This window comes from Roseateles sp. UC29_93 (assembly GCF_042695725.1).
Classification (GTDB): Bacteria; Pseudomonadota; Gammaproteobacteria; order Burkholderiales; family Burkholderiaceae_C; genus Roseateles; species Roseateles noduli_A.
The window spans coordinates 3,251,584-3,263,838 of record NZ_CP170545.1 but is presented as its reverse complement, the minus strand read 5'-3'; the positions used below and the strand labels follow the sequence as shown (position 1 = coordinate 3,263,838).

15 protein-coding genes are annotated in these 12,255 nt (G+C 67.9%); 12 read left to right on the top strand and 3 right to left on the bottom strand.

Annotated elements, in window-relative coordinates; genetic code table 11:
* Positions 1-25: 25 nt before the first annotated feature.
* Complete coding sequence (locus tag ACFJIX_RS15200) at positions 26-466, top strand: DUF1841 family protein (RefSeq protein WP_377161425.1); 441 nt, start codon at positions 26-28, stop codon at positions 464-466.
* A 209-nt stretch (positions 467-675) separates the two neighbouring features.
* Here ACFJIX_RS15200 and ACFJIX_RS15195 read toward each other — a convergent pair whose 3' ends face one another.
* From ACFJIX_RS15195 to flgA, 3 genes are all read right to left on the bottom strand, one after another.
* Positions 676-1,065: a hypothetical protein gene (locus ACFJIX_RS15195; protein ID WP_377161423.1), complete on the bottom strand. Its 390-nt coding sequence runs from the start codon at positions 1,063-1,065 to the stop codon at positions 676-678.
* Between the two features lie 63 nt (positions 1,066-1,128).
* Positions 1,129-1,452 (bottom strand): flagellar biosynthesis anti-sigma factor FlgM, encoded by a 324-nt coding sequence (gene flgM, locus ACFJIX_RS15190; protein ID WP_377161421.1) that lies wholly within the window; start codon positions 1,450-1,452, stop codon positions 1,129-1,131.
* A 120-nt stretch (positions 1,453-1,572) separates the two neighbouring features.
* Positions 1,573-2,397, bottom strand: coding sequence for a flagellar basal body P-ring formation chaperone FlgA (gene flgA, locus ACFJIX_RS15185; protein WP_377161418.1), 825 nt, complete (start codon positions 2,395-2,397; stop codon positions 1,573-1,575).
* Between the two features lie 177 nt (positions 2,398-2,574).
* On the opposite strand from flgA, the gene flgB reads away from it, so the two are divergent.
* From flgB to ACFJIX_RS15130, 11 genes are all read left to right on the top strand, one after another.
* Positions 2,575-2,964: a flagellar basal body rod protein FlgB gene (gene flgB / locus ACFJIX_RS15180; RefSeq protein ID WP_377161416.1), complete on the top strand. Its 390-nt coding sequence runs from the start codon at positions 2,575-2,577 to the stop codon at positions 2,962-2,964.
* A gap of 26 nt (positions 2,965-2,990) precedes the next feature.
* Positions 2,991-3,407, top strand: a complete 417-nt coding sequence (gene flgC, locus ACFJIX_RS15175) for a flagellar basal body rod protein FlgC (protein ID WP_067276020.1) — start codon at positions 2,991-2,993, stop codon at positions 3,405-3,407.
* A 39-nt stretch (positions 3,408-3,446) separates the two neighbouring features.
* Positions 3,447-4,106: a flagellar hook assembly protein FlgD gene (locus ACFJIX_RS15170; protein ID WP_377161414.1), complete on the top strand. Its 660-nt coding sequence runs from the start codon at positions 3,447-3,449 to the stop codon at positions 4,104-4,106.
* A gap of 77 nt (positions 4,107-4,183) precedes the next feature.
* The gene (gene flgE, locus ACFJIX_RS15165; protein WP_377161412.1) at positions 4,184-5,587 is read left to right on the top strand and encodes a flagellar hook protein FlgE; all 1,404 of its coding nucleotides are present in this window, start codon (positions 4,184-4,186) and stop codon (positions 5,585-5,587) included.
* A gap of 52 nt (positions 5,588-5,639) precedes the next feature.
* Positions 5,640-6,368, top strand: a complete 729-nt coding sequence (gene flgF / locus ACFJIX_RS15160; RefSeq protein WP_377161410.1) for a flagellar basal-body rod protein FlgF — start codon at positions 5,640-5,642, stop codon at positions 6,366-6,368.
* A gap of 61 nt (positions 6,369-6,429) precedes the next feature.
* Positions 6,430-7,212 (top strand): flagellar basal-body rod protein FlgG, encoded by a 783-nt coding sequence (gene flgG, locus ACFJIX_RS15155; protein WP_377161408.1) that lies wholly within the window; start codon positions 6,430-6,432, stop codon positions 7,210-7,212.
* A gap of 150 nt (positions 7,213-7,362) precedes the next feature.
* Positions 7,363-8,091, top strand: a complete 729-nt coding sequence (locus ACFJIX_RS15150; protein WP_377161406.1) for a flagellar basal body L-ring protein FlgH — start codon at positions 7,363-7,365, stop codon at positions 8,089-8,091.
* 45 nt (positions 8,092-8,136) lie between these two features.
* The gene (locus ACFJIX_RS15145; protein WP_377161404.1) at positions 8,137-9,282 is read left to right on the top strand and encodes a flagellar basal body P-ring protein FlgI; all 1,146 of its coding nucleotides are present in this window, start codon (positions 8,137-8,139) and stop codon (positions 9,280-9,282) included.
* A gap of 1 nt (position 9,283) precedes the next feature.
* Entirely contained in the window at positions 9,284-10,171 is an 888-nt protein-coding gene (gene flgJ, locus ACFJIX_RS15140; protein WP_377161402.1) for a flagellar assembly peptidoglycan hydrolase FlgJ, read from the top strand.
* A 62-nt stretch (positions 10,172-10,233) separates the two neighbouring features.
* Positions 10,234-11,820, top strand: a complete 1,587-nt coding sequence (gene flgK, locus ACFJIX_RS15135; RefSeq protein ID WP_377161399.1) for a flagellar hook-associated protein FlgK — start codon at positions 10,234-10,236, stop codon at positions 11,818-11,820.
* Entirely contained in the window at positions 11,777-12,211 is a 435-nt protein-coding gene (locus ACFJIX_RS15130; RefSeq protein WP_377161397.1) for a flagellar basal body rod C-terminal domain-containing protein, read from the top strand. The genes flgK and ACFJIX_RS15130 overlap by 44 nt, the downstream gene beginning before the upstream one ends.
* Positions 12,212-12,255 lie beyond the last annotated feature (44 nt).

Below are 12,255 nucleotides of genomic sequence, written 5' to 3'. Positions count from 1 at the left end.
CGCGGGCGACGACAATCACGCGCTTATGTTTGCCCCATCCCAACTCGAAGTCCGGCGCTTCTTCTGCCAGACCTTCCGCAAGTACCGCGACAAGCTGCCGCTGACGCCGATGGAGGCGATCGCCTCGGACTGGATCGAGCAGCATCCGGAGTACCACGACGAACTCGCCGATGAAGACGCCGCGCTGGCGGCGGTCTACACGGTCGAGGACGGCCGCACGAACCCGTTCCTGCACCTGTCCATGCACCTCAGCCTGATGGAGCAGCACCAGATCGACCAGCCGACCGGCGTGCGCCAGGCGCTGGACCTGCTGGCGGCCCGCCGCCAGTCGCTCCACGACGCCCACCACGAGGCGATGGAGTGCCTGGGCGAGATGATCTGGACCTCGCAGCGCAGCGGGCTGCCGCCGGACGGCCACGTCTACCTCGACTGCCTGCGTCGCAAGGCGACGCGCACGCCGACCTGACCGCCCCACACCTCCCCCTCCTCGCCCAAGGTCCTCGGTCGCAAATCCGTCGAAGGACGCGAATGGTTGGGGACGGCTGTGCTGGGGGTTTTGGCGCCTGCCGCCAAGGCCCCCTGCACTGGCGGCCAACGCACCGCCCTCCGCACGCGAGTTCCCCAAAAGCAAAAAGGCCACGCACTGCGTGGCCTTCGTCATTCGAGAAACCGGGCTCAAGCCTGGATCACTCCACCCAGTCCCGACTTGCGCTCGCTCTTGCCGGAAGCGCCGTACAGACCGCTGGGCTCGCCGGGCATCAGCACGTCGATGGCGCGGTCCAGCGCCGCGGTGGCACGAGCCAGCGACTCACGCTGCGCGGCCACACGGCCACCGGCCTGCATCAGGCGGGTGCGCAAGCCTTGCGGCACGGTGCCGGTACGAGCGGCCGCGCTGAACTGTTCGATCGCCCGTGCCAGTGCCGCGTGCAACGACGCCGCGTGCAGCTCGATCGCCTGCGAGTCGCGTCGATGCAGCGCGTCGCCCAGCAGGTTCAGGCAGCTTTCGACGTCCTGGAGCGGCTGCTCCAGGTCGACGGGGGTCGTGGTCAGAGGCGTGGCGGTCATGGGCGTCACCGGAAAGGCTGGGGTCTTGGCTCGCTACAGCTCAGCGTCTTTCGACGGAGCGGTTCAGTGCGACTGCTGGGTGCGGCCCAGCATCTCGGACGCGTTGGCGATCAGCTTGTCGGCGATCGCGTCGGCGTTGATCTTGAACTCGCCCTTCTCGATCGCGCTGGCGATGCGGGCGACCTTCTCCGCGTCGAAGCTGCCGTCGTCCGTGCCGGTGCCCGAGATCAGGCTGCTCGCGGTGCTTGACAGCTCGACCTTGGACCCCTCGTTCGAGGGGGCCGCGGCACCGCCCTTGGCGGTCTTGGCTCCGCCCTCGGTCGCGCCGGCAGCGGTGCCGCCGACTTTCGAGTAGGCGTTGATGTCAGCGTTGTTACCGATCTTCATGGCAATTCTCCATGGGCCCGAGGACTTCCGGATCCCTTCCATTAGCGGGTTTATCGACCTGCCTGGACGGAACTTGAGGGGCGAGCTTCACAAATTAGACAGATCTCTCGGTGAAGGGCATCACAGTACCACCTCCACCCGTCGTTCACCGATCGTACGCCCGGTGGCCATGCGGCCATTGTCGAAACGTACACGGACATCCTGGCCTTCCAGCCCGACGCCCATCGCCTGGCCTTCGCCGGCGATCGCATAACCGTCGCCGGTCGCCATGACCTGCACCCGGTCGCCTGGCTGCACCCATTGGCGCAGCTTCAGGTCCACGGATCGCAGTGCCTGACCGGCCGCGACCGGTTTTGCCAGATGACGTCCGAGCCAGCCATCCGTTTGGGTATAGATGGCGCCGGCCTCACCGGCAATATCTACTTCGGCCAGCCGGAGATGTTCTTGAGTCAGCAGCGTGCCGGTCGGCAGGTCCGCCGCCGCGACGAAGGCCTGGCCGTAGACCTTGATGGTCAGCGGCAGCGTCACATTCCATTTGGTCACGCCGGCCACGCAGCGCAGGCCCAGGCGGCTGCGGCCCCACATCCTGGTGCCGGGCGGCAGGTAGGGCTGGATCTGCGCGCACGGCGCCAGGCGCAGGCGCGGATCCAGCTTGCCGATCTCGATCTCCACGCGGGCCTGGTTCGGTGCCACCTGGCGGGCGCCGGCCATCGCCAGCGTCTGCAGACGGTCTTCCAGCGTCGCGTCCAGCGCGCCGAGGCCTGAGCCCCCTGGTTCGCTAATCGAAATGTTGGGCGCCACCGCGACCTGCACGGGCGCCGCGGGCTGCGCATCGGCTTCGTCCACGAGCCCGAACATCAGCCACACGGACATCAGCGCACCCGCCAGCAGGGCGGGCAGCGCCTGCGCGTGGCGGGCATGGGTGGAGTGGCAGCTTTGCGGCATGGGTCGGAACTGTACGGATCCGGGGCTCGCCGGTGGCTTCGAAATGCGCCGGGATCACCCGTCTTATCGCGCTCATGTTTTCGGACCTGCTGAACACAATGCTCGAACGTGACAAAACCGGGTGACAGCCAACGGGCCGCGTCCCGATGCCCCCGCCCCGTCCGAAGGAGAAACGAGATGCTGAACAAACTGACCGACGCGATGAGCTTCCAGTCCCAGGCGCTGACCCTGCGGGCGGAGCGTCAGCGTCTGCTGGCCAGCAACATCGCCAACGCCGACACCCCCGGCTACCAGTCCAAGGACATGGACTTCGCCAAGGCGCTGCGCGCGGCGACCTCCCCGGCGGCCAATCCCTCGGATTCCAACCAGACCCTGACCCAGCGCACGCAGGCCGCGCTGCAGAGCAGCCTGAGTTCGATGACCAGCATGGACAGCAACACGGTCGACATGGACCGCGAGCGCGCCAGCTTCGCCGACAACACGGTGAAGTACGAGGCCTCGCTGCGATTCCTGAACGGCTCCATCCGCACCATGCTGGACGCGATGAAGTCGCCGAACGCTTCCTGATCGAGCGCTGAAGCAAGGAGCCCGTCATGTCGATGTTCAGCATCTTCCACATCAGCGGCAGCGCGGTGAGCGCGCAGAGCCAGCGCCTGAACGCGGTCGCCAGCAACATGGCCAACGCGGACACCGTCGCCGGCCCGGATGGCCAGGCCTACAAGGCGCGCCAGGTCGTCTTCCAGAGCGTGCTGGCCCAGAACGGCACGGACCAGACCGACGTCGGCGTGCAGGTGGTGGGCGTCCAGGAGAACCAGACCCCCGGCCGCCGCATCCACGATCCCAGCCACCAGCTGGCCGACGCCGACGGCTACGTCACGTACAGCAACGTCAACAGCGTGGAGGAGATGGTCAACATGATCTCCGCCTCCCGTTCGTACCAGAACAACCTCGAGGTCATGGGCACCGCCAAGTCGCTGCTGCTCAAGACCCTGCAGATGGGCCAGGGCTGATCGCCCGCTCCTCCCGAATAACCGAACGGAACGCCCATCATGGACTTCACCGCCCTGAACGCCAACACGAAGACCGGCGCCGCCTCGAACACGGCCGCCGCGAGCGCCACCGGCACGAGCGCGCAGGAAACCTCGGACCGCTTCCTGAAGCTGCTGGTCGCGCAGCTGCAGAACCAGGACCCGATGAACCCGATGGACAACGCCGCCGTGACGACGCAGATGGCGCAGATCCAGACGGTGACCGGCGTGAGCACGCTCAACAGCAGCATCCAGGCCCTGGGCAGCCAGTTCGGCCAGATGCAGGCGCTGCAGAGCGTGAGCCTGGTCGGCCGCGACGTCACCGTCCCCGGCAACAAGATCAGCGTCGCCGACGGGAAATCCACGATGAGCTTCGACCTCGGCGGCGCCGCCGACGCCGTCAAGCTGGAAATCCTCAACGGCGCCGGCGAGGTGATCTCCACGCAGGACCTCGGCAAGATGAAGGCCGGCATGCAGTCCTACACCTGGGACGCGTCCAAGGCGACCGAGACCACCAACCTGAGCTTCCGCGTCACGGCGACCAATGCCAGCGCCCCGGTCACCGCGACCACCCTCACCCGCGACACGGTGCGCGCGGTGAATACGAGCGGCGCCACGCTGCAGCTCGAACTGAAGAATTCCGGCCTGGTCGATTACGACAAGGTCCGTTCGCTGGGCTGATCCCAGCATTTCCGCCCTCAGCCCCGCCCCCCGCTTGACCCCGCAGATTCGCGCCTGAATCGCCCAAGGACACGACCATGAGCTTCCAACAAGGCCTCTCCGGACTGAATGCTTCCAGCAAGAACCTGGAAGTCATCGGCAACAACATCGCCAACTCGCAGACCTACGGCGCCAAGTCGTCGCGGGCCGAGTTCGCCGACATGTACGCGGCCTCGCTCAACGGCGCCGGCACCAGCGACGTCGGCATCGGCGTGCAGGTCCAGACGGTGGCCCAGCAGTTCACGCAGGGCAACATCTCGATCACCGAGAACCCGATGGACCTGGCCATCAACGGCGCCGGCTTCTTCCAGGTGTCCGACGGCAAGAGCCCGACGGTGTACACCCGCAACGGCCAGTTCAAGGTCGACAAGGAAGGCAACATCGTCAACAACGATCAGCTGAAGCTGATGGGGTATCCCGCCGACGCCAACGGCGTGATCCAGCCCGGTCTGGCGCAGGGCCTGAAGCTGCCCACCGGCGGCATCGACCCCAAGGTGACCAGCGACATCAAGATGGAGTTCAACCTGGACTCCCGCGCCGGCCCGACCGCCGCCTACGACCTGACCGATCCGGCCGATCCGAACTCGCCCAAGATCGACAAGACCGGCATCACGCTGAACGACCCGACCTCGTACAACAACGCGACGTCGATGACGGTGTACGACGCCAAGGGCCAGCCCACCGCGCTGACCATGTACTTCCAGCGCGCCAACAACGACGACGCCAACGGCAACACCGTCTGGAACGTCTACCTGACGGCCAACGGCAGCGCCGTGCAGTTCGACTCCCAGGGCAACCCGATCGAGACCGACGACGGCACCGCCAAGGGCAACCCGCTGACGCCGTTCACGCAGATGACCTTCCTGCCCACCGGCGGCAAGCCCGTCTCGCCCGGCCCGAGCGAGTTCCTGAACCTGAAGATCCCCGCCGGCACGAACTCGCAAGGCGCCCCGACGCTGCCGATCCCGGCGCCGCCGGCCGACCCGTCCGACCCGTCGGTGCAGGGCATCAGCTTCGACCTGCGCTCCGCCACCGAGAACGGCTCCAACTTCGCCGTCACCGACCTGAACCAGAACGGCTACGCGCCGGGCCAGCTGGTCGGCATCAAGCTGGAAGACAACGGCATCGTCACCGCCCGTTATTCGAACGGTGAATCCAAGCCGGCCGGCCAGGTCGAGCTGGCCAACTTCCGCAACCCGCAAGGCCTGCAGCCGCTGGGCGGCAACGTCTGGGCGCGCACGAATTCGTCGGGCGATCCGGTCGTGGGCGTGCCGGGCGACGGCAACCTCGGCTCGCTGACCCCCGGCGCGCTGGAGGAATCCAACGTCGACCTGACCTCCGAGCTGGTGAACATGATGACCGCCCAGCGCGTCTACCAGGCCAACTCGCAGACCATCAAGACGCAGGACCAGGTCCTGCAGACGCTGGTCAACCTGCGTTGATGCAGGCACCGGCGTCCTGACCCATCCCGTTGCCGATCGCTGAGGAGTTCCGATGGACCGCATGATCTACCTGTCGATGAGCGGCGCCCAGGCGGCGATGTCGCGCCAGGACGTGCTTTCCAACAACCTCGCCAACGCCAACAGCAACGGCTTCCGCGCCGAGCTGCAGGCGTTCCGCGCGGTGCCGATCCGCGGCGACGGCTCGTCCACCCGCGCGTTCGCGCTGGAGACGACCACCGGCCACGACCTGACCGCCGGCCCGATCACGACGACCGACCGCAACCTGGACGTCGCCATGAAGGGCAAGTCCTGGATGGCCGTGCAGGCGCTGGACGGCACCGAGGCCTACACCCGCGCCGGCTCGATGGACGTCGACCAGGACGGCGTGCTGCGCATGCGCAACGGCCTGCAGGTGCTGGGCGACGGCGGCCCGATCACCGTGCCGCCCAACTCGACGATCTCGATCGGCGACGACGGCACCGTCGTCGCCAAGGCCGACGGACAGCGTCCGGTCAACATCGGCCGGATCAAGCTGGTCACCGAGGACGGCCGCTTCACGCGCCGCGACGACGGCCTGTTCATCGCCGACGGCGGCGATCCGCTGCCCGCCGACCCCGCCGCCCGCCTCCAGTCGGGCGCCCTCGAGGGCTCCAACGTGAGCCCGGTCGAGACCATGGTCGGCATGATCGCCGCCGCCCGCCAGTTCGAGCAGCAGATGAAGATGCTCTCGATCGCCCAGACCCACGGCCAGGCAGCCTCCAAGCTGCTGTCCGACAGCTGATCCGCCTGCCCACAGTTCGCAGCACGGAACCGCTTCAGCAACAGGATTCAGGAGACTTCAAATGCTTCGTTCGCTCTGGACCGCCAAGACCGGCATGGAAAGCCAGCAGACCCAGCTGGACGTGATTTCCCACAACCTGGCCAACGTCTCGACCAACGGCTTCAAGAAGTCGCATGCGGTCTTCGAAGACCTGATGTACCAGACGCTGCGCCAGCCCGGCGCCAACAACACCGAGCAGACCACGCTGCCCACCGGCATGCAGGTCGGCCTGGGTTCGCGCGCGGTCGCCACCTCGCGCAGCCATTCGCAGGGCAGCCTGACGCAGACGTCCAACTACCTGGACGTCGCCGTCAAGGGCAACGGCTTCTTCCAGGTGCAGATGCCCGACGGCACCACCGCCTACACCCGCGACGGCAGCTTCCAGCTGGACGCCAACGGCCAGGTCGTCACCAACAACGGCAACACGGTGCTGCCCGGGATCATCGTCCCGGCCGACGCCAAGTCGCTGACCATCGGCGCCGACGGCACGGTGAGCGTCACCACCGCCGCCAGCGCCACGCCGACGACGCTGGGCCAGCTGCAGCTGGCGAACTTCATCAACCCGCCGGGGCTGGAGTCGCTGGGCGGCAACCTGTACGCCGAGACGGTCGCCTCCGGCACGCCGCAGACCGGCGCGCCCGGCCAGAACAGCCTGGGCACCGTGCAGCAGGGCTTCGTCGAAACCTCGAACGTCAACGTCGTCGAGGAACTGGTCCAGATGATCCAGACCCAGCGCGCCTACGAAATGAACTCGAAGGCGATCCAGACCACCGACCAGATGCTCCAGAAGCTGTCGCAGATCTGACCGGACTGACGGGCTCACTTCGGTCGATCGGGCGCGCATCGCCCGGGCGACGATGAGGGTCCCATCGTCCAGATCCCGCCGGCCCCGCGCGGCGCACCCACCCGGTGCCAAGGCCGGCGTCCCGACACGCCGCGAATCCAGGAGTTGTTCATGCATTCGTTCCCGTCCTCGCCCCTGTTGCCCACGTCCAGCCTCGCCCGATCGGCGATGCGGCTCAGTGCCTGCGCCACCGTGCTGGTTCTCACCGCCTGCTCGACGATGTACCCGCAGCCGCGCGTGGACATGCAGCCCGCGCCGGTGGTGAAGATGCCGGAGCCGATCCCGGCCTCCGCCAACAACGGCGCGATCTACCAGAACGCGAACTACCGGCCGCTGTTCGAGGATCACCGCGCCCGCCTGGTCGGCGACATCGTCACCGTCACGATCACCGAGAAGGTCAGCGCGACGCAGAAGTCGAGTTCCGAACTCGACAAGAACGGCGCCATCGGCGCCAGCGTCAGCGCGATTCCCGGCATCGCCGCCAACTCCTTCGGCGGCGGCCGGGCCGAGCTGACGGGCTCCTCGTCCAACAAGAGCACCGGCAAGGGCACGAACGAGAACACCAACGACTTCTCCGGCACGATCACCGCCGTCGTCACCGGCGTGCTGCCCAACGGGCACCTGCTGATCTCGGGCGAGAAGCAGGTCGGCGTGAACGCCAACGTGGACGTGCTGCGCTTCTACGGCCAGGTCGACCCGCAGTCGATCCGCCAGGGGAACATCGTCGCCTCGACGGCCATCGCCAACGTCCGGGTCGAGCAGCGCGGTCGCGGCGCCGTCGCCGACGCGCATGGAATTGGCTGGCTATCCCGCTTCTTCTTGAACCTTTCACCCATTTAAGTTTCCCCACAATCGGTCACACGAGTCTGCAACCGTGTGACCGAGATGTACCCCAACACCCTCCCCCGCTTCTTCTCCCGCTCCCCTCGCCTGCTGGCCTCCGGCCTGCTCGCGCTGATGGCCCTGCTCGCGATCGCGACGCCGGCCGAGGCGACGCGCATCAAGGAAGTCGCCGCGGTGCAGGGCGTCCGCTCCAACCCGCTGACCGGCTACGGCCTCGTCGTGGGCCTGGACGGCACCGGCGACCAGACCACGCAGGCCCCGTTCACGGGCCAGAGCATCACCGCGATGCTGCAGCAGTTCGGCGTGCTGCTCCCGCCGGGCGTGACCATGCAGCCGCGCAACGTCGCGGCGGTGATGATCACCACCTCGCTCCCCCCCTTCGCGCAACCCGGCCAGCCCCTGGACGTCGTCGTCTCGTCGATGGGCAACGCCAAGAGCCTGCGCGGCGGCACGCTGATCGCCACGCCGCTGCGCGGCGCCGACGGCCAGGTCTACGCGATCGCCCAGGGCAACATGGTCGTCGGCGGCGCCGGCGCGTCCGCGGGCGGTTCCAAGGTCCAGATCAACCACCTGAGCGCCGGCCGCATCCCCGGCGGCGCGCTGGTCGAGCGCAGCGTGCCCACGCCGCTGCAGCAGAACGAGTGGCTGCAGCTGGACCTGAACGCCTCCGACTTCGGCACCGCGCGCGCCGTCGCCAAGGCCATCAACAAGTTCAAGGGCGAAGGCACGGCGATGGCGCTGGACGGCCGCGTCGTGAAGGTCCGCGCCCCGCTGGCGCCGGACGCGCGCGTCGCCTTCCTGGCCGACATGGAGAACCTGAGCTTCGACCAGGAGATCCCGTCCGCCCGCATCGTCATCAATGCCCGCACCGGCTCGGTCGTCATGAACCAGGCCGTCACGCTGCAGCCCTGCGCGGTCGCGCACGGCAATCTGGCGGTGACCATCTCCAGCACGCCGCAGGTCAGCCAGCCCAACGCGCTGTCCGGCGGCCAGACCACGGTCACGCAGAAGACCGACATCTCGATCAAGCAGGAGCCCGGCTCGCTGATCCAGCTGCCGGCCGGCGCGCGCCTGAACGACGTCGTCAAGGCGCTCAACACGCTGGGCGCCACGCCGCAGGACCTGCTGGCGATCCTCCAGGCGATGAAGAGCGCCGGCGCCTTGAACGCCGAGCTCGAGGTGATCTGACATGGCCCTCTCCACCCCCCTCAGCACCGCGCTCGGCATGGGCGTCAACGGTCTCTCGTCGGACACGCGTTCCGTCGAGCAGCTCAAGGGCACCGCGTCGCGCGACCCCAAGGCCGCCGTCAAGGAAACCGCGCGCCAGTTCGAGGCCCTCTTCATGCAGGAGGTGATGAAGAGCATGCGCCAGGCCACGATGAACAGCGGGATGATGGAGAACTCGGCGACCCAGATGGGCGGCGAGATGCTCGACCAGCAGTACGCCGCGAAGATGACCGGCCTGCCCGGCGGCCTGTCGCAGGCCATCGAGCGCCACCTGCAGCGCCAGCTGGGCGTCAAGGACGGCGAGCTGCCGACCGCCAAGGACGCGACCAAGGTGCCGCAACTGCCGGCGCTGGCCGTCAAGAACGTGCAGCCGCACGTGCAGGACTTCATCCTGAAGCACGACGCCGCCGCCAAGTCGGCGCAGGCGTCGACCGGCATCCCGGCCAGCTTCATGATCGCGCAGGCCGCGCACGAGTCCGGCTGGGGCAAGCGCGAGATCCTGAACAAGGACGGCTCGAGCAGCTTCAACGTCTTCGGCATCAAGGCCGGCGCCAACTGGACCGGCAAGGTGGCCGAGGTGCAGACCACCGAGTACGTCGACGGCAAGCCGACCAAGGTGACGGCCAAGTTCCGCGCCTACGGCAGCTATGAAGAGGCCTTCAAGGACTACGCCAAGCTGATCGGCAACAACGACCGCTACCGCGACGTCGTCGCCAAGGCCAACACCGGCAGCGCCGAAGGCTTCGCCAAGGGCCTGCAGAAGGCCGGCTACGCCACCGACCCCGACTACGCGACCAAGCTGGCGCGCACGATCAACACCACGATGCGCGTGCAGCGCGCGCTGGCCTGATCGCGCGCCCCTGAGTACGTCCTGCACGCCTAGAACGCCCAGGAAAGACCGAGGACCCCGCCATGAGTACCTCCCCGCTGCTGTCGCTCGGCATGCGCGCCATGTACGCCAACCAGGCGGCGCTGCAGACCATCGGCCAGAACATCGCCAACGCGAACACGCAGGGCTACTCCCGCCAGGAAGTGGTGCTGACCACGCCCGAGGGCCAGTTCACCGGCGCGGGCTACTTCGGCAAGGGCGTCAACGTGCAGACGGTGACCCGTTCGCACAACGAGTTCCTGACCCGCGAGGCCGCGGCCGCCAAGTCGCAGGCCTTCGCCGACACGACGATGCAGTCGCAGCTGGCGCAGCTGGAGAAGCTCTTCCCCACCGGCTCGGACGGCCTGGGCCAGTCCGCCAACGACTTCCTGAACGCGCTGGTCGACGTGGCCAGCCGCCCCTCCGATCCGTCGGCGCGCCAGGTCGTGCTGGGCAAGGCGCAGGCGCTGGCCGCGCGGTTCCAGAGCGCCGGCCAGCAGCTGGCCGACCTGCAGTCGGGTGTCGTCAGCGACATGAACGCCGACGTCAAGCAGGTCAACGAGCTCGCCAAGCAGATCGCCGCGGCGAACGACCAGATCGCGCGTTCGGCCGGTACCAGCCACACGCCCAACGACCTGCTCGACAAGCGCGATCAACTGATCTCGCAGCTGAGCCAGTACGTGCAGGTGAGCACCGTCCCCAACGCCCGCGACGGCACGACCGGCGTGTTCATCGGCGGCGGCCAGGTGCTGGTGCTCGGCGGCCAGGCGCAGCAGCTGTCGGTCACGCCCGACCCGTACGACGGCGCCCGCGCGCAGCTCTCGATCACCGACACCAGCGGCACCCGCGCGCTGGACGACAGCACGCTGACCGGCGGCTCGCTCACGGCGATGCTGCGTTACCAGAACACCCACCTGCAGGACGCCCGCAACCTGCTCGGCCAGATGGCGACCGCGATCGCGACGCGCGTCAACGAGCAGCAGAGCCTGGGCATCGACCTGAAGGCGCAGGCCGGCGGCCCGCTGTTCACGATCGCCAATCCGACGGTGCTCCCGGCGGCGACCAACCGCGGCGACGCCAAGCTCAGCGCCGCCGTCACCGATGGAGCGCTGGTGCCGGCGCTCTCCTTCACGGTCACCCCCGACCCCGACCGGCACGCCCGACAGCTACCAGATCGCGGTGCGCCCGGGCGGCCAGCCGACGATCATGAGCAACGACCAGATCAAGGCGGCCTACGGCATCAGCCTGTCGACGACCGGCACCATGCAACAGGGCGACAGCTTCCTGCTGGAGCCGGTGGCCAACGCGGCGGGCAGCTTCAAGCGCGCGCTGGACGATCCGGCGGGCCTGGCGGCGGCGTCGCCGATCATCGGCACGACCAACATCAACAACAAGGGCACGGCGACCGTCGACACGCTCTACGCGATCAACGACAAGTTCGACAAGAGCAAGCAGCCCGCGACCGTCGAGTTCGGCGCCGTCAACGCCGACAACAGCATCAACTACACGATCACGCTGTCGGACAACACGCAGGTCAGCGGCACCTGGAAAGCCGGCGGCAAGATCGGCAACGATCCGGCCAACGGCGTGGACCTGGGCTTCGAGCTGAGCCTGAACGGCGTGCCGCGTGAGGGCGACAAGATCGCGCTGCAGGTGTCGGACCAGGTGGTCGCCACCAACAACGGCAACGCCAAGGCCTTCCTCGCGATGCAGAGCGAGCCCTTCCTGGGCAAGCAGCTGCAGGTCGACGGCACGCTGTCGCGCGGCCAGACCGTCAACGAGGCCTACGCCGCCGCGATGGCCGACATCGGCTCGCGCGTGCAGGGCGCGGATTACCTGGCGCAGGTCTCCACCACGGTGGCCTCGGACACGGAGCAGACGCGCTCCAGCCAGGCCGGCGTCAACCTCGACGAAGAGGCGGCCAAGCTGATGCAGTTCCAGCAGGGCTACCAAGCCGCCGCCAAGATGCTGCAGGCCGCGCAGAGCCTGTTCGACCAATTGCTGAGCGTGGTCGGCCGCTGACGCGACCGGCTACCCGACAAGCGACCGATCGCCTGAACACTGAA

Excerpts from the sequence above, each read along its gene's own strand:
- ACFJIX_RS15200 (WP_377161425.1), top strand. The coding sequence starts at position 26 with ATGTTTGCCCCATCCCAACTCGAAGTCCGGCGCTTCTTCTGCCAGACC.
- ACFJIX_RS15195 (WP_377161423.1), bottom strand. The coding sequence starts at position 1,065 with ATGACCGCCACGCCTCTGACCACGACCCCCGTCGACCTGGAGCAGCCG.
- flgM (WP_377161421.1), bottom strand. The coding sequence starts at position 1,452 with ATGAAGATCGGTAACAACGCTGACATCAACGCCTACTCGAAAGTCGGC.
- flgA (WP_377161418.1), bottom strand. The coding sequence starts at position 2,397 with ATGCCGCAAAGCTGCCACTCCACCCATGCCCGCCACGCGCAGGCGCTG.
- flgB (WP_377161416.1), top strand. The coding sequence starts at position 2,575 with ATGCTGAACAAACTGACCGACGCGATGAGCTTCCAGTCCCAGGCGCTG.
- flgC (WP_067276020.1), top strand. The coding sequence starts at position 2,991 with ATGTCGATGTTCAGCATCTTCCACATCAGCGGCAGCGCGGTGAGCGCG.
- ACFJIX_RS15170 (WP_377161414.1), top strand. The coding sequence starts at position 3,447 with ATGGACTTCACCGCCCTGAACGCCAACACGAAGACCGGCGCCGCCTCG.
- flgE (WP_377161412.1), top strand. The coding sequence starts at position 4,184 with ATGAGCTTCCAACAAGGCCTCTCCGGACTGAATGCTTCCAGCAAGAAC.
- flgF (WP_377161410.1), top strand. The coding sequence starts at position 5,640 with ATGGACCGCATGATCTACCTGTCGATGAGCGGCGCCCAGGCGGCGATG.
- flgG (WP_377161408.1), top strand. The coding sequence starts at position 6,430 with ATGCTTCGTTCGCTCTGGACCGCCAAGACCGGCATGGAAAGCCAGCAG.
- ACFJIX_RS15150 (WP_377161406.1), top strand. The coding sequence starts at position 7,363 with ATGCATTCGTTCCCGTCCTCGCCCCTGTTGCCCACGTCCAGCCTCGCC.
- ACFJIX_RS15145 (WP_377161404.1), top strand. The coding sequence starts at position 8,137 with ATGTACCCCAACACCCTCCCCCGCTTCTTCTCCCGCTCCCCTCGCCTG.
- flgJ (WP_377161402.1), top strand. The coding sequence starts at position 9,284 with ATGGCCCTCTCCACCCCCCTCAGCACCGCGCTCGGCATGGGCGTCAAC.
- flgK (WP_377161399.1), top strand. The coding sequence starts at position 10,234 with ATGAGTACCTCCCCGCTGCTGTCGCTCGGCATGCGCGCCATGTACGCC.